Source organism: Tropicibacter naphthalenivorans (assembly GCF_900176475.1).
Taxonomy (GTDB): Bacteria; Pseudomonadota; Alphaproteobacteria; order Rhodobacterales; family Rhodobacteraceae; genus Tropicibacter; species Tropicibacter naphthalenivorans.
On record NZ_FWXX01000001.1, the window covers coordinates 646,859 to 668,277 of the forward strand.

A 21,419-nucleotide genomic window follows, 5' to 3' on the forward strand; every position below is an offset into this window, starting at 1 on the left:
GAATTTTCGAAAATTCTTGCAAATTTCTTCAAAGAAATTTGGTTCCGCCCGGCATCCCTTGCAGGAGCTTTTCCGATGACTCAGATCCAGATCAACGGGTCGGACACGACCACGCTGCGCCTGTTCCACATCGACCTGCCCCCGCAGGCGATTGAACGCTTCACCGTGCAGGCGGGCACCGGCGAGTGGCCTTTGAAATACGGTCTCGGCGCGACCAAGCTGCGCAATGCCTTTGTGGACGTGATCGACATCGACGATCTGGGCGGGATGACGCTGTCGTCCTACCTGCAACAAGCGCACGGCGTCACCGCCGCCGCCCTCAAGGACGACAAGCCCCGCATCGACAGCCTGCGCGGCCATGTGATCGCCCTGCCTGCCCAAGCCTTTGACGGCACTTCGCAGACGCTGACCATCCAGACGCCGATCACCCACATCGGCACCTACGCCGAGGTCAAGCCCGCCGCAAAAGGCGCGCCGCTGAAATCCGCTTCGGCCAAAGGGATGCTCTCGGGCGGCAGCGCGCCTGCGGGCCGCGGCAGTTCCGCCATGCTCAAGCTGATCGCCCTCGGCGTTGGCATCGTTGTCCTGCTCGCGCTGGCGGCCATGCTGCGATGAGCGACGCGGACGGCGCATATTACGGCGAGGCCATCGGCTGGGACGACCTGCTCGATCCCGGTGAGCGCATCCTGTGGCAAGGCCGCCCCGAGCGTGGCTTTTCCCTGCGCCCCTTTCGCCCCATACAGATGCTGTTCGGCGCGGGGATGATGGGGTTTGCGCTGCTGTGGATGGCCATGGCGTCCTGGATCACCGCTGGCATTGACCAGAACGGGCCGTTTGCGCTGTTCCCCTACTTTGGCCTGATCTTCCTGTTTGCTGGGGCTTGGAACGCCGGTCTTTCGCTGATCTGGGCGCATGTACTGCGGCAACGCTCTGTCTATTCGCTGTCCACCCAACGCGCCTTTATCGCCACCTCTGTGCCGCTCATGGGCCGCCGCCTGAAAAGCTGGCCTATCGACCAGGGGTCCGTGCTTGAACTCGACGACAGCCAGCCCGGCCACGTCTGGTTCGCCAAGTCCTACGTGGACACCAAGCACGGCAGCCAGACCCGCCGCGTCGGCTTTGAACGGCTGGCCGAGCCGCGCAAGGTCTATGGCCTCATGCGCCAGATCAAGCGGGGCGCGGCATGACCTTTACCGCCGACAAGGCCACCTACCTGCGCACCCACGCCACCATGGCCGCCCTCGCCATGGCCGCCGGGATGCTGATCCTGTGGATCGCGGGCAACCCGCATATCTGGACCGGGGCCATTGGCGGTTTGGCCGCCGTTGTGGTCCGGGGCTGGTACCTGATGGACGAGGAACTCGCCCACACATGGACCCGCGAAGGGGACGCGCTACACGGGCCTGCCGGGCGCGTCGTCCCCTTGGACCAGATCGAAAAAGCCCGCGCCATCGGCTCTGCCGTGCAGCTCATCACCCGCGCCGGTGACAAGCATCTCATCAAGTTTCAACCCGACCCGCAGGCCGTGATCGCCCAGATCGACGCGGCCCGCGCCTCTGCTGGATCCGCCCCATGACCGATACGCTTCTTGCCAACGCCCGCCTGATCGACCCCGCAGCAGGCACCGACGCGCCCGGGGCGCTGCTGATCTCTGGCGGGACCATCAAGGCCGTCTACGCCGAGGGCGACGCCCTGCCCGACGGCACTGAGGTCATCGACTGCGGCGGGCGCTGCCTTGCGCCGGGGATCGTCGACATCGGCGTCAAGGTCGGTGAGCCGGGCGAGCGTCACAAGGAAAGCTACGCCACCGCGGGCCGCGCCGCCGCTGCCGGGGGCGTCACGACGATGGTGACCCGCCCCGACACGCAGCAGTGCATCGACACGCCCGAGGGGCTGGACTTTATCCGCCGCCGCGCCGCCGAGGACGCCCCCGTCAAGGTGCTGCACATGGCCGCCCTGACCAAGGGCCGCGCGGGCCGCGAGATGACCGAGATCGGCTTTTTGATGGATGCCGGGGCCGTCGCCTTTACCGATTGCGACCATGTCTGCACCGACAACAAGGTCCTGTCCCGCGCCATGACCTACGCCCGCAGCCTTGGCGCGCTGGTCATTGGCCACCCCCAAGACTCCGGTCTGTCCAAGGGTGCAGCCGCCACCAGTGGCAAGTTCGCGTCCTTGCGCGGTCTGCCCGCCGTCTCGCCCATGGCCGAGCGTATGGGGCTGGACCGCGACATCGCGCTGATCGAAATGACGGGCGTGCGCTATCACGCCGACCAGATCACCGCCGCCCGCGCCCTGCCCGCGCTGGAACGCGCCAAGAAGAACGGCTTTGACGTGACCGCAGGCACCTCGATGCACCACCTGACGCTGAACGAGCTGGACGTGGCGGACTATCGCACCTTCTTCAAGGTCAAGCCCCCGCTGCGGTCCGAGGAAGACCGTCAGGAAATCGTCAACGCCGTGCGCACGGGCCTGATCGACATCATTGGCAGCTTTCACACCCCGCAGGATGAGGAATCCAAACGTCTGCCGTTTGAAGAGGCCGCAAGCGGCGCGGTCGGTCTGGAAACCATGTTGCCGGTCTTGCTGCGGCTCTACCATTCCGGCGAGCTGGACCTGCCCACCTTGTTCCGCGCCCTGTCGCTGAACCCGGCCAAGCGTCTGGGTCTGGACTGCGGCCGCCTGACCGCCGGTGCGCCCGCCGATCTGGTGCTGTTCGACGCGGACAAGCCCATCGTCCTTGACCGCTTTAAACTGCGCTCGAAATCCAAGAACACGCCCTTTGACGGCGCACGTCTGCAAGGCAAGGTGCTGGGCACCTGGGTCGCGGGCACGCGCGTCTTTGAGGCGTAAGGAGAGACCATGCTCGACACCGCCCCCACCCTTGCGATCCTCTGGGCCGTTATTGGCTATCTCTTGGGGTCGATCCCCTTTGGCATCCTGATCACGCGGATGATGAACCTTGGCGATTTGCGCCAGATCGGGTCCGGCAACATCGGCGCGACCAACGTGCTGCGCACCGGGAACAAGGGCGCTGCGGCCGCGACCCTGCTGCTGGACGGGGTCAAAGGCGCGGTGGCCGTGCTGCTGGCGCAGGCCATGTCCGGCGATGGCGGCGCGATGCAGATCGCTGGCCTCGCGGCCTTTATCGGGCATTGCTACCCGGTGTGGCTGAAATTCCAAGGCGGCAAGGGGGTTGCGACCTTCCTTGGCGTGATCCTTGCGCTGAGCTGGCCGGTGGGCTTGCTGTGCTGCGCCACGTGGCTATTTGCGGCGCTCGTCTCGCGGATTTCGTCCGTGGGGGCGCTGACGGCGGCGATGGCGTCCACCGTGTGGATGTTCTTTATGGCGCGCACCGATCTGATCATCGTCGGCACCATCCTGACGCTGCTGATCTACTGGCGGCACCGGGCGAACCTTGCGCGGCTCAAGGCCGGAACAGAGCCCAAGATCGGGGCCAAGAAATAAAACCAAGGCGCGCCCACCCGGACGCGCCTTTTTGTTTTACGCCGGGATGCTGTCCGCCAAGGCCACCGTCTCGGCAATCGCCTGCGCCAGCTGATCGGCGTGGGTCAGGGTCACCATGTGACCGGCCTTGTCCACGACCACTTCGCGCGCATTCGGCAAGCGCGCCATCAGGCCGCGATGCACGTCGGTGATGATCGGAACGCTCCGCGCGCCGCGCAGCAGGGTCACGGGGCAGCTCAGCGCCTCTAGCCCGCCCGCGCGCAGCATGTCGTGGCTATCCTCCCAAAGGCTGGGTTCCGTGGCGGCGACAAAGGGCATTCCGCCGGCCATGGCCTGTTGCGCGGCAGGCTCGAACCCGTCCCACGGCATCCCGCCACCCCAGAGCGCGTTGAACGCCTCGGCGGCGGCCATCATATCGCCGGTTTGATACACCTCGAAAAAGGCTTCTTCGGCGGCGCGGTGCGGGGCGTATTCGTCGGCCCCCTTGGCGGCGGCAAAGAACACCGGCTCGACCAAGGTCATGGACAAGACCCGGCTTGGCGCGGCCAGGGCCAGACGCAGGGCAACCGTCGCGCCAAAGCTGTGGCCGATCAGGTGCATGGGGCGATCAAACAGGGGCCGGACGGCATCGGTGGCCGCGTCATGCACGTCAACACCCGCAGGGAACGGCGCGCTGCGACCATGGCCGGGCAGATCGGGCGCGGTCAGCGTCAGGCCCGGCAGATGCTTGGCCACACCCTTCCACATGCCCGCGCGGCCCAAACCACAGTGCAACGCCAGCGCGGGCGCGTCCCCCTCGCCCAGCGTGATAACATTCAAATCGGCCATAACATCCCCCTCCGGTATCAGAGAGTGCCTGCCAGATGCGCGTCCAAGTCGTCAAGGCGGTCCTGGCCCCAGAATGTCGCACCATCGTCCACCACGTAGGTCGGCGCACCAAATGCGCCCTTGTCGATCGCTTCCTCCAGGTTGGCCGGATAGGTCTCTGCCCCGACCAGCAACCCGGTAAAGGACAAGCCGCGGTCAAAGCCCGCTTCTTCGAGGCAATCGCCGATCACTGCATCGTCTGCGACATCCTTTTCATCCGCCCAGCAGGACCGCAGAATCGCATGAACCAGCTTGCCCAGATCGCCGCCCCCCTCTTTTTGCGCAGCGATCACGGCATAGGCAGAAGGCGCCATATTGGTCGGCCAATGGGCGGGTTTGAGGTTGAACGGCAGGCCGGTCTTTTTCGCGATCCGCTGCAATTCCTGCGCGCGATAGGCGATGCGGTTGGGATGGCGTTCCCCCGGCGGGGTGCCCCCGGTGCGGGCAAAAAGCGCGAGGATGTCCAAGGGCTTGTACGCGATTGTCGCGCCATGTTTGGCGGCGATTTCCTCTAGCCGGGTGCCCGCGAAATAGGTGTAGGGGGACAGCGTCGCAAAGAAATAGTCGATATGGGCCATGGGCGTTCCTTCCTCGGGCGGACCTGCGCCCGATAAAGGACGGTTGGCCGCGATTTGTCGCGTTTGGGTGGCAAAGCTTGGACGGACGTTAAGGCCATGCTAAGCGAGCCGCAATGTCACGAATCCGTCACCTCCCGGAGCTGCCCTGATGCCCACTCTCGTCGAACCCAAACTGATCGCCGGCAATGCCAACAAACCGCTGGCCGAAGCCATCGGCCGCCGTATGTCGCTGTACCGCGGCAAAAGCGTTGGCCTTGTGGATGCGCGCGTCGAGCGCTTTAACGATAGCGAAATCTTTGTCGAAGTCTTCGAGAACGTGCGCGGCGAGGACATGTTCGTCATTCAGCCGACCTCGAACCCGGCGAACGACAACCTGATGGAGCTGCTGATCATCGCCGACGCGCTGCGCCGGTCGTCCGCTGCCCGCATCACCGCCGTGATCCCCTATTTCGGCTATGCCCGTCAGGACCGCCGCACCAAGGCCCGCACCCCCATCAGCGCCAAGCTGGTCGCCAACATGATGGTCACCGCCGGGATCGAGCGCATCCTGACCATGGACCTGCACGCCGCGCAGATTCAGGGCTTTTTCGACATTCCGGTGGACAACCTTTACGCCTCGCCGATCTTTGCGCTGGATATCAAGAACCAGTTCGACGATCTGTCCGACGTCATGGTGATCTCGCCCGACGTGGGCGGCGTGGCCCGTGCGCGCGAGCTGGCCAAGCGGATCAACGCCCCGCTCGCCATCGTCGACAAGCGCCGCGAAAAGCCCGGTGAAGTGGCCGAGATGACCGTGATCGGGGACGTGACCGGCAAGCGCTGCATCATCGTCGACGACATGTGCGACACCGCGGGCACGCTCTGCAAGGCCGCCGAAGTGCTGCTGGACCACGGCGCAACCGAAGCGCACGCCTATATCTCGCACGGCGTCATGTCCGGGCCGGCGGTGGGCCGCGTGACCAACTCGGTGCTCAAAACGCTGGTGCTGACCGATTCGATCCAGCCGACCGAAGCGGTCAAAGGCGCGCCGAACATCCGCATCCTGCCGACCGCGCCGATGTTTGCCCAATCCATCCTGAACATCTGGAACGGCACCTCGGTGTCGTCCTTGTTCGAGACCGACTCGCTGGGTCCGATCTACGAAGGCATCCTGTAAAGGCCCCTGCCCCTGCGGCAAGCAAAAGAAAGGCCCTTGTCCCATGTGCGCATCGGGTGCGCATCGGGGAAAGGGCCTTTTTCGTGGGCTGAGCCAAGGCTCTGAAGGTCAGTAAAGATCCCAGTCGTCTTCGGACGCGACCTCGCCAATCGCCATCCAGTTCATCCGAACGCGGGCGACGCGGGTGTCTGACCATGTGCGAAACACCAGCTCAAAGCCGGTCAGGGTGATCTTGTCGGCGGTAATGTCGGCGCGGACGTTCGCGCCTTGGTCCATGTCCCACAGCGACAGCGCCACCTGCACAGAGGGGATAGAGCGAAAGGGCTCCGAGAACTTGATCTTCTTGCGGCGCTCGCGCGAGCCGTGGCCCGTCCACATATCGCCCCCCGACGCGAAGTCGGAAAACACCTCGTCATTGCCCTGATCAATCCCGATCAGCGAACCCACGTATTTCTTCATGCTCGGCCTCTGTGCTCTGCGCGCCTGCATAATCCCGCATTGCGGCGGGAATTTGAAGCGAAAGACGGCTTTGTCCGCATTTTCGCGGGCAAATCTACTGCGTGGCAGACAGGCTAAGCGCCCCAACCGCGTCCAGCCCGCCCAGCACAGCGTCGACGGCGACGGTGGCCAGAATGATCCCCATGACACGACTGATGACCCCTGCCCCGGTGCTGCCCAACACCCGTTTCAGCTTGCCCGCCAGCAGCAGCAAAACCAGCGTCACCAGCAAAACCACCGTCAGCAGCCCCGCAGTGACCACCTGTTCCGGGATCGAGTGGCGGTGGTTGTCGGTCAGCACCACAATCGCCAGCATCGCCCCGGGCGAGGCAATCGACGGCATCGCCAAGGGAAAGACCGCACCGGACAGGTGATCGCGCTCGGCGCTCTCGATTTCCTGCTCGGGCTTGCTGTCGCCAAAGATCATCGTCAGCGCGAAGAGGAACAGGATCACCCCGCCCGCAATCTGGAACGAGCCGAACCGCAGGCCCAGCCCTTCGAGCAGCAGCTGCCCCGCCACGAGGAAGAACATCAAGACCACCCAGGCCACCAGCACCGCCCGCAGGGCAAAGCGCCAGTGCAGCGCGGCGGGCACGGCGGCGGTGGCAAAGTAGAACACCGGCAGCGAGCCAATCGGGTCGATGACCACGGTCAGCGTGATCAGCTCGCGCAGAATGCTCGCCCAGTTCAGCGTAAAGTCCATGAGTTTCTCCTGTTCGCGAGTGCCATGTAGGGCATCGCGCGCCACAAGACACGTAAAAGAAAAGCCCCGCGCCGGAAAACCGGGCGGGGCCAATTTCGGTTGGTCAGGAAACAGGCGTCAGAGCGACGGCTGCATCGGGTCCAGACCGATATGGGTGCCAACGGCGACCATGTCTTGCAGCAGCTTGGCTGCGTCGTCGACAAGGCCGGGATCGTTCGTGGCGGTCTCTTTGGTCTGGTGGTAGAAGTCCTGAGCCTCTTTCACCAGCGCCTCGTAGGTCGCCTGATCCACATCCGCGCTCGGCAGAGCCTTTTCCGCCAGCACGGACACGCCTTCGCCGATTTCAGCGAAACCGCCGGTCACGATGAACTTTTCGGTGCCTGCGTCGGTTTCGACGGTCAGGACGCCGGGGCGCAGCGTGGTGATGGTCGGCGCGTGGTTCGGCATGGCGGTCATGTCACCAAGCGTCGCGGGAATCTGGACCGATTTGACCTGCGCCGAGAGCAGCTTGCGCTCGGGCGAGACCAGATCGAATTGCATCATGTCTGCCATGTGAAACTCCTTTCAGATCAGGGGGCCGGAACTGGCCCCCCGACAGGGTTGGATTAGGCAGCCTCTGCGGCCATCTTCTCGGCCTTTGCGAGCACCTCGTCGATGCCGCCAACCATGTAGAAGGCGCCTTCGGGCAGGTGGTCGTATTCGCCAGCCACAACGGCCTTGAACGACTTGATGGTGTCTTCCAGCGGAACCTGAACACCGTCAGAACCGGTAAAGACCTTTGCCACGTCGAACGGCTGCGACAGGAAGCGCTGGATCTTACGGGCACGTGCCACGGTCAGCTTGTCCTCTTCGGACAGTTCGTCCATCCCGAGGATGGCGATGATGTCCTGAAGCGACTTGTAGCGCTGCAGGATACCCTGAACGTCACGTGCCACCTGGTAGTGCTCTTCACCGACGATCTGCGGGTCCATCAGACGCGAGTTCGAGTCGAGCGGGTCCACAGCCGGGTAGATGCCCAGTTCGGAGATCGCGCGGTTCAGAACCGTGGTTGCGTCAAGGTGCGCAAAGGTCGTTGCCGGTGCGGGGTCGGTAAGGTCGTCCGCGGGAACGTACACAGCCTGGATCGAGGTGATCGAGCCGTTCTTGGTCGAGGTGATGCGTTCCTGCATCGCGCCCATGTCGGTGGCCAGCGTCGGCTGGTAACCCACGGCCGACGGGATACGACCCAGAAGTGCGGACACCTCGGACCCTGCCTGCGTAAAGCGGAAGATGTTGTCCACGAAGAACAGAACGTCGGTACCGGACTGGTCACGGAACTGTTCTGCCAGCGTCAGGCCGGTCAGAGCAACACGTGCACGCGCACCCGGAGGCTCGTTCATCTGGCCGTAAACCAGGGCCACCTGCGACTCTTCGAGGTTATCGGGCTTGATAACGTTGGATTCGATCATCTCGTGGTACAGGTCGTTGCCTTCACGGGTCCGTTCACCAACACCTGCGAACACCGAGAAACCCGAGTGCACTTTTGCGATGTTGTTGATCAGTTCCATGATCAGAACGGTCTTGCCCACGCCGGCGCCGCCGAACAGACCAATCTTACCCCCCTTGGAGTACGGTGCCAGCAGGTCGATGACCTTGATGCCCGTCACGAGGATTTCGGATTCGGTGGACTGTTCCTGGAACGCCGGTGCTTCGGCGTGGATCGGGCGGTATTCGTCAGCGTTGAGCGGCGCACCTTCATCCACCGGCTCGCCGATGACGTTCAGGATGCGGCCCAGCGTTGCGTTGCCGACCGGAACCGAGATCGGTGCGCCGGTGTCTTCGACCTTTTGGCCGCGAACCAGACCTTCGGTCGCGTCCATTGCGATGGTACGGACGGTGTTTTCGCCGAGGTGCTGAGCCACTTCGAGAACCAGCTTCTTGCCGTTGTTCTCGGTGTTCAGCGCGTTGAGGATTTCAGGCAGGTGGTCTTCGAACTGCACGTCGACCACGGCGCCAATCACCTGGGTGATCTTGCCTTGTGCGTTTGCCATGTTTCGTCTCCGGGTTTCTTAGAGCGCCTCGGCGCCCGAAATAATTTCGATCAGTTCGTTCGTGATGACGGCCTGACGCGAGCGGTTGAACTCGATGGTGAGCTGATCAATCATATCACCTGCGTTCCGCGTTGCGTTATCCATGGCCGACATACGGGCGCCCTGTTCGGATGCACCGTTCTCGAGCAGCGCCGAGAAGATCTGCGTGGCCACGCCGCGCGGCAGAAGGTCGGCAAGGATGGCTTCTTCATCGGGCTCATAGTCATAGAGCGTCGATGCACCGTCCTGCTCTTCCGCGGCCTCATAAGATGCCGGGATGATCTGCGTTGCGGTGGGTACCTGGCTGATGACCGAGTTGAACTTGGCAAAGAAGATCGTCGCCACGTCGAACTCATCGTTATCGAACCGACCCAGGATATCGCGTGCGATGTCCTGCGCGTTGGCATAGCCCAAACGCTTGACCTCGCTCAGGTCCACGTGACCGACGAACAGGTCGGCAAAGTCACGCTTCAGCTGCTCACGGCCTTTCTTGCCGACGGTCAGGATCTTGACCGTCTTGCCAGCCGCGCGCAGCTCGGCAACCCGAGCTTTGGCCAGCTTCACGATGTTCGTGTTGAAGCCGCCGCACAGACCGCGTTCTGCGGTCATCACGACCAGCAGATGCACGTCATCCTTGCCCGTCCCGGCCAAAAGCCGGGGCGCGCTTTCACTGTCACCGACCGAAGCCGCCAGCGACGCCATCACACCGTTGAAGCGTTCCGCGTAGGGGCGGGACGCCTCGGCCGCTTCCTGGGCGCGGCGCAGTTTTGCTGCCGCGACCATCTGCATGGCCTTGGTGATCTTGCGGGTCGACTTGACCGACTCGATCCTTGTTTTAAGGTCCTTCAAGCTGGGCATCAGATGATCCCCTTACGAGAAGTCGGCGGCGTATTCGTCGAGAACCGCTTTCATCTTGTCCACGGGCTCGCCCTTCTTGAACTTGGGATCTTCAGCTTCGATCCAAGCCAGGAAGTCGGCTTTCTTGCCGCGCAGGAAGTTGAGCAGACCCTGCTCCCAGCGACCAACGTCGGAGACCGCGACCTTGTCGAGGTAGCCGTTGGTGCCGGCGAAGATGACGCAGACGATTTCTGCGTTGGTCAGCGGCGAGTACTGCGGCTGCTTCATCAGCTCGGTCAGACGCGCACCACGGTTCAGCAGCTGCTGGGTCGCGGCGTCGAGGTCGGAGCCGAACTGGGCAAAGGCCGCCATTTCGCGGTACTGAGCCAGCGACAGCTTAACCGGGCCAGCAACAGACGACATGGCGTCGGTCTGAGCCGAGGAGCCAACGCGCGAAACCGACAGACCGGTGTTCACGGCGGGGCGGATGCCCTGGTAGAACAGTTCGGTTTCGAGGAAGATCTGGCCGTCGGTGATCGAGATCACGTTGGTCGGAATAAACGCCGAAACGTCGCCGCCCTGGGTTTCGATGATCGGCAGAGCGGTCAGCGAGCCCGAGCCGTTGTCTTCGTTCAGCTTTGCCGAACGTTCCAGCAGGCGCGAGTGGAGGTAGAAAACGTCACCCGGGTACGCTTCACGGCCCGGCGGGCGGCGCAGCAGCAGGGACATCTGACGGTAGGACACGGCCTGCTTGGACAGGTCATCATAGATGATCAGCGCGTGCTTGCCGTTGTCGCGGAAGTACTCGGCCATTGCGGTCGCGGCGTAGGGGGCCAGGAACTGCATCGGTGCCGGGTCGGACGCGGTTGCGGCCACGACGATCGAGTATTCGATCGCGCCGGTTTCTTCGAGCTTTTTCACCAGCTGAGCAACGGTCGAACGCTTTTGGCCAACTGCAACGTAGATGCAGTACAGCTTTTCGTTGTCCGAAGCGGCGGCGTCGTTGTAGGACTTCTGGTTCAGGATCGCGTCCAGAGCCACAGCGGTCTTACCGGTCTGACGGTCGCCAATGATAAGTTCACGCTGGCCACGGCCAATCGGGATCATCGCGTCAACAGCCTTGAGGCCGGTTGCCATCGGCTCGTGCACCGATTTACGCGGGATGATGCCCGGTGCCTTGACGTCTGCCACGCGGCGCTCGGATGCCTCGATGGCGCCCTTGCCGTCCAGCGGGTTGCCCAGACCGTCCACAACGCGGCCCAGCAGGGCGTCGCCGGCGGGAACGTCCACGATCGAGTTGGTGCGCTTGACGGTGTCACCTTCTTTGATGTCACGGTCAGAGCCGAAGATCACGATACCGACGTTGTCGGTTTCGAGGTTCAGCGCCATGCCCATGATCCCACCCGGGAACTCGACCATTTCACCAGCCTGAATGTTGTCGAGGCCGTGCACACGGGCGATACCGTCACCGACGGAAAGCACGCGACCGACCTCGGCAACTTCGGCTTCCTGCCCGAAGTTTTTGATCTGGTCCTTCAGGATTGCAGAAATCTCTGCAGCTTGGATACCCATTTATCCGACCTCTTTCATTGCATTCTGGAGGGAGTTGAGCTTGGAGCGGACCGAGGTATCGATCATCTTCGAGCCAACTTTGACGACAAGACCACCGATGAGCGTTTCATCAACGGTCGCATTGATCTTAACATCCTGGCCAATCTTGGCCTTGAGGGTGTCGGCCAGCGATTTCTGCTGGGCGTCGGTCAGCGCGGTGGCGGACACGACGTCGGCGGTGACTTCGCCTTTTTCTGCGGCGATCATCTCGCGCAGGCGGGTCACCATGTGCGGCACCACGAACAGGCGACGCTTGGACGCCATCAGCGCCAGAACGTTCGCAACTGCGGGGATGACACCCATCTTGTTGGCGATGGCCGTGATCGCGGCGCCCTGCTGGTCACGCGTGTAGACCGGGTTGGTCAACAGATCGCGCAGGTCTGCGCTGTCTTTCAGCGCAGCAGACAGGTCGTCGAGATTCGCTTCGAGCTTGGAGAGGTCATTGCCCTCCTTTGCGATCTCGAAGACGGCGGTGGCATAGCGCTCGGCGATGCCGGAGGAAACAGATGCTGATTCAGACACGTCCACCCTTCCGATAGTATGCCCCCGTATCGCGCATCCGAAGTGGATGGCAATCGAGGGCGTTGCCGGCCTTGATTTGCCTCAAGGCACATAAATCGCGGCGGATGTAGCAGAGCCCTGCCTTTGCCGCAACATGCTAAGGAAAGTTTAACGTTTGCGCCAAACCTAAGGAAAACAAGTGCTTAGGGGATTACTGCCTGAACCTGCGTCACTAAAGCCCCTTTTGACGTCGCTTTTTTCGACCATTTTGCCGCGATTCCGGCAAATGCTGCGGCGGATCGGCCACGCCAACGCGCGAGACAGGACGTGATTAACCGATGCTTCAAGCGCTTTGCCTGTGATCACAAGGCCGACCAGCCGGTCACGATTCGACCCAGCCTCACGCCTCGCGCGTCAGGTTCGCCCCGGCCACCTTGCCCGGCTTGGGCGCCAGCACATCGAGCGGGTTCAGCACCCGCGCCGCCTCGCCCAGGCCGCGTCTCTGCGGCGGGTGGCGTTTGGACGCCAGCACCATCATCACGCCCCCGGCAGCGACAGCGGGAATGGCGCGCCCGATACGCTCCCAGATGGGGCCGGTTTTCATCCAGAACCGCCGCGAGGACGGCGGCTGATACAGCACCGAGACATAATCCTCGACGACGAAGTCATGCCGCTTCAGCTGATCTTCGAGCTGGCTGAGGGAATAGGGCCGCCCAAAGCCGAACGGCGTGCGATCCGACCGCGCCCACAGCCCCGAGCGGTTGGGCAGGATGAACATCACCTGCCCCCCCGGCCCCAGCACGCGGTACGCCTCATCCAGCACATCCGAAGGCCGCTCTGTCGTCTCCAGCCCGTGCATCAAGACCAGGCGGTCCACATGCCCCGTTTCCAAAGGCCACAGCGCCTCTTCGCACAGGACCGAGACATTTGGCATCGACGCGGGCCAGGGCATCACCCCCTGCGGCGCGGGCATCATCCCGATCACCCGCCGCGCGTCGGGCAGATAAGGCCGCAGCAGCGGCACCGCAAAGCCGTAGCCCGCCACCGTCAGCCCCTGCGCCTCTGGCCAGAACGCCAACATCTGGGCGCGAATGATCTTTTGCGCGGCGCGGCCTAACGCGCTGCGATAATAGAAATCTCTCAGATCCTTGACGTCTAGGTGCATTGCAGCCCCCTGCGATATGCGTCACGCTGGTGCTAACTTGGCAAACCGCGCGAGGAAAGACCATGCCTTTGGATATCGTCACCATCCCCTGCCTGTCCGACAACTACGCCTATCTGGTGAACGGCCCCGACGGCGTGGCCCTGATCGACGCCCCCGAAGCGGCCCCGATCATCGCCGCATTGGACGCGCGCGGCTGGGGGCTGGACGTGATCATGATCACCCACCACCACCACGACCACGTGGGCGGCGTCGCCGAGCTGCGCGAAAAATACGGCTGTAAGGTCATGGGCCCCAAGGCCGAAGAGGCCAAGCTGCCCCCGCTGGATTTCGCCCTGCCCGATGGCATGACCGGCGGCAGCGGCGACGGCGAGATGCAGGTCATCAGCGTTCCCGGCCACACGCTGGGCCACGTGGCCTATTACTACCCCAAGGCGGGCGCGCTCTTTACCGCTGACAGCCTCATGGCCTGCGGCTGTGGCCGCCTGTTCGAAGGCACCCCAGCGATGATGTGGGACAGCCTGTCGAAACTCGCCGCCCTGCCCCCGGAAACAATGGTCTATTCCGGCCACGAATATACCACGTCGAACGCAAAGTTTGCGCTCACTATTGAACCGGGCAATGATGCGCTTAAATCTCGTGTTACCGACATCGAAACCGCCCGCGCGAGCGATGAGCCAACGGCACAGGTGCCGCTCTCTCTCGAACTGGCCACCAACCCTTTCCTGCGTGCCAGTGAGCCCAGCGTCAAAGCGTCCCTCGGGATGGCGGACGCGGCCGATGCAGACGTGTTTGCAGAAATCCGGGCGCGCAAGGATCGGTTCTGACCAAACCCATAGCAAAACCCGGGTTTGCCCCGATCGTGAACAGAAAGGCCGCAGAAAAAACTTGAAGGTTGGAATTAATCGACCAAACTTTAACACTAAGAGGCAATGCTGGGGGCAACCCCGGCGCAGACAAGAGGAGCACGCCCGTGCCTTCATTCTCGAACACACTTGAACAGGCCATCCACGCAGCGCTGGCGCTTGCCAATTCGCGCAGCCACGAATTTGCAACGCTTGAACATCTGCTTTTGGCGTTGATCGACGAACCGGACGCCACCCGTGTGATGAAGGCATGTTCGGTCGACACCGAGGAACTGCGCACCACTCTGGTCGAGTTCATCGACGAAGACCTGTCCAACCTCGTCACCGACATCGAAGGGTCCGAAGCGGTCCCCACGGCGGCCTTCCAACGCGTGATCCAGCGCGCGGCGATCCATGTGCAGTCCTCTGGCCGCACCGAAGTGACCGGCGCGAACGTGCTGGTGGCGATCTTTGCCGAACGCGAGTCGAACGCGGCCTATTTCCTGCAAGAGCAGGACATGACGCGCTATGACGCGGTGAACTTTATCGCGCATGGCGTGGCCAAAAACCCCGCCTATGGCGAGCCGCGCCCGGTTCAGGGCGCAACCGACGCCGAAGAAGAGGCGAGCGCGTCTGACACCGCCGCCCCCGCTGGTCCCGATAAGGAATCCGCGCTGGCCAAGTATTGCGTTGACCTGAACGTCAAGGCGAACGAGGGCGACATTGACCCGCTGATTGGCCGCGATCACGAGGTCGAGCGCTGCATTCAGGTGCTGTGCCGCCGCCGCAAGAACAACCCGCTGTTGGTGGGCGATCCCGGCGTGGGCAAGACCGCCATCGCCGAGGGTCTCGCTCGCAAGATCGTCGCGGGCGAAGTCCCCGAAGTGCTGTCCGAGACCACGATTTACTCGCTCGACATGGGCGCGTTGCTGGCGGGCACCCGCTATCGCGGCGACTTCGAAGAGCGCCTCAAGGCGGTTGTCACCGAACTTGAAGAGCACCCCGATGCTGTTCTTTTCATTGACGAAATCCACACCGTGATCGGCGCCGGTGCGACCTCTGGCGGCGCGATGGATGCGTCCAACCTGCTGAAACCTGCCTTGCAGGGCGGCAAGCTGCGCACCATGGGCTCGACCACCTACAAAGAGTTCCGCCAGCACTTTGAAAAGGACCGCGCCCTGTCTCGCCGGTTCCAGAAAATCGACGTCAATGAGCCGTCGGTCGAGGATACCGTCAAGATCCTCAAGGGTCTCAAGCCCTACTTCGAAGAGCATCACAGCGTCAAATACACCGGCGATGCGATCAAGACCGCCGTGGAGCTGTCCGCGCGCTACATCAACGATCGCAAGCTGCCCGACAAAGCCATCGACGTCATCGACGAGGCTGGCGCGGCGCAGCATCTTGTGGCCGCTTCCAAGCGTCGCAAGTCCATCGGCACCAAGGAGATCGAGGCCGTCGTAGCGAAAATCGCCCGCATCCCGCCGAAAAACGTCTCTAAGGACGATGCCGAAGTGCTCAAGGATCTGGAAAAGACTCTCAAGCGCGTGGTCTTTGGTCAGGACAATGCGATCACCGCGCTGTCCTCGGCGATCAAGCTGGCCCGGGCCGGTCTGCGCGAGCCTGAAAAGCCCATCGGCAACTACCTCTTCGCCGGTCCGACCGGTGTGGGTAAAACCGAAGTGGCCAAGCAGCTTGCCAGCACGCTGGGCGTCGAACTGCTGCGCTTTGACATGTCCGAGTACATGGAAAAGCATGCGGTCTCGCGCCTGATCGGTGCGCCTCCGGGCTATGTGGGCTTTGACCAGGGCGGTCAGCTGACCGACGGCGTGGACCAGCACCCGCACTGCGTGCTGCTGCTCGACGAGATCGAAAAAGCCCACCCGGACGTCTACAACATCCTGTTGCAGGTGATGGACCACGGCACACTGACCGATCATAACGGCCGCACGGTGGATTTCCGCAACGTGATCCTGATCATGACCTCCAACGCGGGCGCCGCCGAACAGGCCAAATCGGCCATCGGCTTTGGCCGCGACCGCCGCGAGGGCGAGGATACCGCCGCGATCGAACGCACGTTCACGCCGGAATTCCGCAACCGCCTGGATGCTGTGATCTCCTTCGCGCCGCTGCCCAAAGAGGTCATTCTCTCGGTCGTCGAAAAGTTCGTGTTGCAGCTTGAGGCCCAGTTGATGGACCGCAACGTGACCATCGAACTGACCCGCGCCGCTGCCGAATGGCTCGCGGACAAGGGCTATGACGATAAGATGGGCGCGCGCCCCCTGGGCCGCGTGATCCAAGAGCACATCAAGAAGCCGCTGGCAGAGGAACTTCTGTTCGGCAAGCTGACCAAAGGCGGCGTCGCCAAGGTCTCGGTCAAGGATGGCGAACTGGTGCTGAAGCTCGAAGGCCCGGAAAGCCCGCGCATCGGCACGAAAAAGCCGCCGCTACTGACCGCCGATTGATGATCTTACGCGCAATAGCGCTGATCCTGTCCTCTGCCGTGCCCTGCATGGCAGAGGATTTTCGTATGGGCCTGCCGGTGGACTGCACCATCGGAAAGACCTGCTTTATCGAGGACTACGTCGACCAAGACCCAACCCAAGGCCGCCAACGCGACTTTGCCTGCGGGATCAACGCCCGCGATGGCCACAAGGGCACCGATATCGCCCTGCTAAGCTTTGACACAATCAAAAGCGGCGTCGACGTGCTGTCTGTCGCCCCGGGAACGGTCCTACGCACCCGCGACGGAATGCCCGACGACCGCCTGATGCGTGGCGTAACGCCCGATACCGCCTGTGGCAACGCGGCGTTGATCGACCATGGGAATGGCTGGCAAGTGCTCTACTGCCACATGAAAAAAGGCTCGCTGACCGTGCTGTCCGGCGACACCGTCCAGCGCGGCGACCCGCTGGGCCTCGTCGGCCTGTCCGGCCAGACCAACCACCCCCATGCCCATATCACCGTATACCATGACGGCGCACTCGTTGATCCCTTCCAACCCAGCGCCCAAGACCAATGCGGCACGGGCGGCGAAACGCTGTGGCTTGATCCGCCGGCCTACACGGCGACCGGCATCATCACCGCTGGCTTTTCCGAACATGTCCCCAGTATGGCCGAACGACGCGCGGGCAAGGCCCGCATCGACACCAGCACGGCCAACCAGCCGCTCGTGGCTTGGGCCCACTTGGGCTACGCAGAGCATGGCGACGTGCTGACCTTTACTGCCCATGGGCCAGAGGGAACGATTTTCCACAACACATCGGTGCTAAAATCACCTCAGGTCAGCCTCTTGCGCGCTTTCGGGAAAAAGGCCCCGCCCGACGGCTGGCCCAAAGGCGAGTATCTTGGCGAAGCGCTGTTGACACGTGCCGGGCAAGTCATCGCTCATCGTTTTGCGCATGTCACCATACGGTGACCAAATCTCTTAAATAAGAGATTTGCAAATTCCTTCACCAAGGAATTTGCCCCCGCTTACCGTTCGGTCAGCTTCAGTTCGATCCGACGGTTTTGGGCGCGGGCTTCGGCGGTCTGGGCCGGGTTCACCGGTTGGAATTCGCCAAAACCATTCGCCGACAAGCGCTGCGGCGGGATACCGTAGCTTTCGATCATATCGCGCACCACCGACAGCGCGCGCGCTTGCGAAAGCTCCCAGTTGTCTGCAAAATCCGCGCCGGAGCGCAGCGGCACATCGTCCGTGTGCCCATCCACGCGGATGATCCAATCCACAACCTCGGGGATGTCCCGAGAGATGTCCCGCAGGATATTCGACACCTTCGCGATCTCGCGTTTGCCCAGCGGCGACAGATCCGCAGACCCCGCATCGAACAGCACTTCGGACGAGAACACGAAACGGTCACCTTCGATCCGCAGCCCTTCACGCTCTCCGACGATCTCGCGCAGGCGGCCAAAGAACTCGGACCGATAGCGTTCCAAGTCCAGCTTTTCCGCCTCCAGCCGGGCTTTTTCTTCGGCCAGACGCTCGGCTTTCTCTTGCTCCAGTTGGGCGCGTTTACGCTCTTCCTGCGCCACGCGCGCGATGGCGGCATTCAGCTCGGATCCAAGGTTCTGCAACTGGACCTGAGCCGCCGCATCGCGCGCCTTTGCATCGTCCAAAAGCGCCTGTAACTCGCCCAATTGACCGCGCAACTGTGCCACTTGCTGGTTCAACAGCTCCGCTTGCTTTTCCGCTTTGCTCGTCCGCTCTTGCGACACCGCCAGCCGGTTGCGCGCCTCGGACAGCAAAATTTGCCGCTCTTCAGCCTCGCTGAGCCGCGCATCAAGAGCCGTTTCCGCCGCGCGCTGCGCCGCCAGAGCCGCAGTCAGCCGATCCCGCGTTTCCTGCGCGGTGGCCTCCACGGCCATGCGTTCGGCCAAAGCGGCGGCCAAGCGTTCCTCCAGCGATTGCGTCTCATCCCGGTCTGGCGCCGCCTCAAGACGCGCGGCCAAACCGGCGGCCTCTGTCCGCGCGGCATCCAGCGCCGTTTGCAGGCGATCCGCCTCGGCGCGTGCCGCCCCTAGGTCAGCGGCCAGCCGCGCCCGCTCGTTTTCCAACAAGGCCACCGACGCGCCTTCATCCGCCGCAGCCCCTTGCAAGGCAGACACCTGCGCGACCAGCGCGGCGTTGCGCTGGCGGACAGCCTCTAGCTCGGTGCGCAGCGCTTCGGCCTCGGTCAGGTCCGCCAAAGCCGAAGCCAATTTCGCAGACAAGTCAGACAGTTGCGTCGACTGCGCATCAACCCCAGCCTGCACCTGCGCCAGTGCGCGTTCCGCCCCGGCCTGCGCCGCCTCGGCCTCGGCTCGGGCGGTCTGCGCCGCGACACGGGCCTCACGCTCGGCGGCCAGCTCGTCGCGCAAAGCGGACAGCCGGTCATCGGCCACCGCTCCTTGCGCGCGCGTATCGGCCAAGGTGCCTTCGAGCCGCGCGACCTGCGCCTCTAGCGTATCGATCCGGCCCTGCAACTGCTGCGCTTCGGCCTCGCCAGTCTGCAAAGCCTGCGCGACCCGTTCGTTCGCCTGCGCCTCGGCCAAGAGAGCGGCGGCGAGTTGCGCGTTCAGGTCGTCCTCGGCGGCGCGCGCGGCGGCCAAAAGGGTCAAGGTTTCCTCGGCCTTGGCGCGCTCTGCTTCGAGGGCCATGGTCATCGCCGTCAGTTCGGCGTCGGCATCCTCAAGGCGGGCGCGCAGGGCAGCGGCGGCCTCTGCCTCGGCCAAACGCTGCGCCTCTTCGTCGGTCAGGGCGGCCTGCGTGTCGGCCAATTCGGCACTCAGCGCACCAATCCGCGCCGCGCGGTCGGCGTTCTGCGCGCGCAGGTCGGCGACCAAAGCGTCCAGAGCCTCACGCCGCGACGCTGCCAATCGCGCCGCCTCTGCCGCTGCGTCCATTTCCGACCGAGCCGAGGCCAGCGCGACGTTCAAAGCATCCCGTTCGGACGTCAGCTCATCGCGCACGCCTTCCAACGCAGTCACCTGCCCCAAGGCATCGTCACGCTCGGCCAATAGGCTCGCCACGCGGTCCTCGAACCTGGCGATCCGCTCAGATGCTTCAGCCAGTTGCGCGGCCTGACTGTCACTCAAAGCGGTCAGCGAGGCGATCAACCCGTCCTGCTGCGCAAGGCGCGCGTCGCGGTCGGTCAGCGTGCTTTCCAGCTCGCCCAACTGCCCGGACAGATCGGCGTTGCGCCGTTCCTGCACGCCCAAAGCCTCGGCCAAGGCGGCGATTTCGCCAGACAGCGTGTCCAGCTCTGTTTCCTGACCGGTGATCGTCTCGTTCAGGACAAACTGGATCACCATAAAGATCGACAGGACAAAGGTCAGCACCAGCAAGAGGCCGGTCATCGCATCCACGAACCCCGGCCAGATATTCGCCTGAAAACGCGCGCCGGTGCGCCGCGACAAGGGCATCTAGCCCTGCCCCCGCTTGGCAGCCATGGCCCGACCCAAAGCGGCAATATCGGTGCGCAGCTCGGCCATGCTTTCCTGCCGCCCGGCGCTGATTTCCTCAAGAATCCGCAGCATTTGCACGTCGATCGACCGCAGGCGCATCCGGCTTTCGGCGTCCAGACCTTCGTTGCTTTCCTTCTCGCGGATGGCTTCGGCGAGCAGCTCTTGCCCCTCGGCCACACGCGCCAACGCCTGCGCGGACGGCGCGGTTGCCTCCATCCGTTCGGTCATGCGCTCGATGCTGTCGGCCAGCTGCGCAAGACGCATATCCACCTCGGACCGGCCCTGTTCCGCCTCGGCAAAGAGGAATTGCAGGCGTTCCATCTGCTCGGCCATGCGGTCAAGGACCAAGCCCGCCGCGCCCAGATCCGGCCCATCGGTGTCGGACGAAAAGCCGATGCGGGTGATCGACGACAGCCATTCCTCAAGCTCGCGGTAAAAGCGGTTTTGCCCGTGGCCCGCGAACAGCTCCAGCAGGCCAACGATCAGCGAGCACGCCAGACCCAAGAGAGACGACGCAAAGGCCACGCCCATCCCGCCAAGCTGGCTTTCCAGCCCCGTCATCAGGCGGCCAAAGACCTGCACGCCGCTTTCGCCCTCGGACGGGGCGAGGCTGCGGATGGTGTCGACCAGCGCAGGGACGGTGGTCGCGAGGCCGTAGAACGTCCCCAAAAGGCCGAGGAAAATCAAAAGGCTGACGATGTAGCGCGTGATTTCGCGCGCTTCGTCGATGCGGGTCGCCACGGAATCCAAAATCGACCGCGTAGACGCGGTGTTGATCTGCATCCGCCGGTCGTGCCGTTTCAGCAGCGTCGCCAGCGGGGCCAGCAGTTGCGGCGCATCGGCGCGCACGCCTTGGTCGCCCTTGGCGGTAAAGCGCTCGATCCAGCGGACCGACGTCATCAGCTGCGCCACCTGCCAGAAACAGGCCAGCACGCCGATGATGAACACCACGCCGATAAAGCCGTTCAAATAGGGATTGCTTTCAAACACCGGCAGCACGCTGGGCGCGGCCAGAACCGCCCCGAATGCGGACAGCCCGATGACCGCCAGCATCAATATGACCTGACGGATGGGTTGGCTAAAGTGCGGCTCTGCCTCGAAGTCGGTCTGGCTCATGTGCCCCTGACGCCTTGGTTTTGTTTTCCGAACCCTACGCGGTTAACCACAAATCGCCAAGAATTTAT

21 protein-coding genes are annotated in these 21,419 nt (G+C 63.3%); 9 read left to right on the plus strand and 12 right to left on the minus strand.

Annotated features, from left to right (window positions below; all coding sequences use genetic code 11):
- Positions 1 to 75: 75 nt before the first annotated feature.
- The 5 genes from B9A11_RS03170 to plsY are packed head-to-tail and all read left to right on the plus strand — an operon-like array spanning position 76 to position 3,468.
- Positions 76 to 615 (plus strand): hypothetical protein, encoded by a 540-nt coding sequence (locus B9A11_RS03170; RefSeq protein ID WP_058245814.1) that lies wholly within the window; start codon positions 76 to 78, stop codon positions 613 to 615.
- The gene (locus tag B9A11_RS03175) at positions 612 to 1,187 is read left to right on the plus strand and encodes a hypothetical protein (RefSeq protein ID WP_058245813.1); all 576 of its coding nucleotides are present in this window, start codon (positions 612 to 614) and stop codon (positions 1,185 to 1,187) included. Before B9A11_RS03170 ends, B9A11_RS03175 begins: the two co-directional genes overlap by 4 nt.
- Complete coding sequence (locus B9A11_RS03180; RefSeq protein ID WP_058245812.1) at positions 1,184 to 1,576, plus strand: hypothetical protein; 393 nt, start codon at positions 1,184 to 1,186, stop codon at positions 1,574 to 1,576. The genes B9A11_RS03175 and B9A11_RS03180 overlap by 4 nt, the downstream gene beginning before the upstream one ends.
- Positions 1,573 to 2,853 carry a dihydroorotase gene (pyrC, locus tag B9A11_RS03185; RefSeq protein ID WP_058245811.1) on the plus strand — a complete coding sequence of 427 codons (1,281 nt, stop codon included), beginning with the start codon at positions 1,573 to 1,575 and terminating at the stop codon, positions 2,851 to 2,853. The genes B9A11_RS03180 and pyrC overlap by 4 nt, the downstream gene beginning before the upstream one ends.
- Positions 2,854 to 2,862: 9 nt before the next feature.
- Entirely contained in the window at positions 2,863 to 3,468 is a 606-nt protein-coding gene (gene plsY / locus B9A11_RS03190) for a glycerol-3-phosphate 1-O-acyltransferase PlsY (RefSeq protein WP_058245810.1), read from the plus strand.
- A 36-nt stretch (positions 3,469 to 3,504) separates the two neighbouring features.
- Here plsY and B9A11_RS03195 read toward each other — a convergent pair whose 3' ends face one another.
- The gene (locus tag B9A11_RS03195; protein WP_058245809.1) at positions 3,505 to 4,296 is read right to left on the minus strand and encodes an alpha/beta fold hydrolase; all 792 of its coding nucleotides are present in this window, start codon (positions 4,294 to 4,296) and stop codon (positions 3,505 to 3,507) included.
- A 17-nt stretch (positions 4,297 to 4,313) separates the two neighbouring features.
- Positions 4,314 to 4,913: a 2-hydroxychromene-2-carboxylate isomerase gene (locus B9A11_RS03200; RefSeq protein ID WP_058245808.1), complete on the minus strand. Its 600-nt coding sequence runs from the start codon at positions 4,911 to 4,913 to the stop codon at positions 4,314 to 4,316.
- Between the two features lie 148 nt (positions 4,914 to 5,061).
- Here B9A11_RS03200 and B9A11_RS03205 point away from each other — a divergent pair, with 148 nt between their 5' ends.
- Entirely contained in the window at positions 5,062 to 6,069 is a 1,008-nt protein-coding gene (locus B9A11_RS03205) for a ribose-phosphate pyrophosphokinase (RefSeq protein ID WP_058245807.1), read from the plus strand.
- A 108-nt stretch (positions 6,070 to 6,177) separates the two neighbouring features.
- Here the strand turns inward: B9A11_RS03205 and B9A11_RS03210 are convergent, their stop codons facing one another.
- The 8 genes from B9A11_RS03210 to B9A11_RS03245 form a co-directional block, all read right to left on the minus strand.
- Complete coding sequence (locus B9A11_RS03210; RefSeq protein ID WP_058245806.1) at positions 6,178 to 6,528, minus strand: H-type lectin domain-containing protein; 351 nt, start codon at positions 6,526 to 6,528, stop codon at positions 6,178 to 6,180.
- Between the two features lie 94 nt (positions 6,529 to 6,622).
- Positions 6,623 to 7,270, minus strand: a complete 648-nt coding sequence (locus B9A11_RS03215; protein WP_058245805.1) for a MarC family protein — start codon at positions 7,268 to 7,270, stop codon at positions 6,623 to 6,625.
- A 117-nt stretch (positions 7,271 to 7,387) separates the two neighbouring features.
- Positions 7,388 to 7,822: a F0F1 ATP synthase subunit epsilon gene (locus B9A11_RS03220; protein ID WP_058245804.1), complete on the minus strand. Its 435-nt coding sequence runs from the start codon at positions 7,820 to 7,822 to the stop codon at positions 7,388 to 7,390.
- A gap of 53 nt (positions 7,823 to 7,875) precedes the next feature.
- Positions 7,876 to 9,300 (minus strand): F0F1 ATP synthase subunit beta, encoded by a 1,425-nt coding sequence (gene atpD, locus B9A11_RS03225; RefSeq protein ID WP_058245803.1) that lies wholly within the window; start codon positions 9,298 to 9,300, stop codon positions 7,876 to 7,878.
- 18 nt (positions 9,301 to 9,318) lie between these two features.
- Positions 9,319 to 10,197 (minus strand): F0F1 ATP synthase subunit gamma, encoded by an 879-nt coding sequence (locus tag B9A11_RS03230; RefSeq protein ID WP_058245802.1) that lies wholly within the window; start codon positions 10,195 to 10,197, stop codon positions 9,319 to 9,321.
- Between the two features lie 12 nt (positions 10,198 to 10,209).
- Positions 10,210 to 11,748, minus strand: coding sequence for a F0F1 ATP synthase subunit alpha (gene atpA, locus B9A11_RS03235; protein ID WP_058245801.1), 1,539 nt, complete (start codon positions 11,746 to 11,748; stop codon positions 10,210 to 10,212).
- On the minus strand, positions 11,749 to 12,315 hold the full coding sequence (locus tag B9A11_RS03240; RefSeq protein ID WP_058245800.1) for a F0F1 ATP synthase subunit delta: 567 nt from the start codon (positions 12,313 to 12,315) through the stop codon (positions 11,749 to 11,751).
- A 373-nt stretch (positions 12,316 to 12,688) separates the two neighbouring features.
- Positions 12,689 to 13,453: a methyltransferase domain-containing protein gene (locus tag B9A11_RS03245; RefSeq protein ID WP_058245799.1), complete on the minus strand. Its 765-nt coding sequence runs from the start codon at positions 13,451 to 13,453 to the stop codon at positions 12,689 to 12,691.
- Between the two features lie 62 nt (positions 13,454 to 13,515).
- Between B9A11_RS03245 and gloB the strand changes: the two genes are divergently transcribed.
- From gloB to B9A11_RS03260, 3 genes are all read left to right on the plus strand, one after another.
- Positions 13,516 to 14,277, plus strand: a complete 762-nt coding sequence (gene gloB / locus B9A11_RS03250; protein ID WP_058245798.1) for a hydroxyacylglutathione hydrolase — start codon at positions 13,516 to 13,518, stop codon at positions 14,275 to 14,277.
- A 146-nt stretch (positions 14,278 to 14,423) separates the two neighbouring features.
- Entirely contained in the window at positions 14,424 to 16,757 is a 2,334-nt protein-coding gene (gene clpA, locus B9A11_RS03255) for an ATP-dependent Clp protease ATP-binding subunit ClpA (RefSeq protein WP_058245797.1), read from the plus strand.
- The gene (locus tag B9A11_RS03260; protein WP_058245796.1) at positions 16,757 to 17,710 is read left to right on the plus strand and encodes a M23 family metallopeptidase; all 954 of its coding nucleotides are present in this window, start codon (positions 16,757 to 16,759) and stop codon (positions 17,708 to 17,710) included. The genes clpA and B9A11_RS03260 overlap by 1 nt, the downstream gene beginning before the upstream one ends.
- A gap of 56 nt (positions 17,711 to 17,766) precedes the next feature.
- On the opposite strand, the gene B9A11_RS03265 is transcribed toward B9A11_RS03260, so the two are convergent.
- Positions 17,767 to 20,193, minus strand: a complete 2,427-nt coding sequence (locus B9A11_RS03265; protein WP_058245795.1) for a peptidoglycan -binding protein — start codon at positions 20,191 to 20,193, stop codon at positions 17,767 to 17,769.
- Positions 20,194 to 21,351: a hypothetical protein gene (locus tag B9A11_RS03270; protein ID WP_058245794.1), complete on the minus strand. Its 1,158-nt coding sequence runs from the start codon at positions 21,349 to 21,351 to the stop codon at positions 20,194 to 20,196.
- Positions 21,352 to 21,419 lie beyond the last annotated feature (68 nt).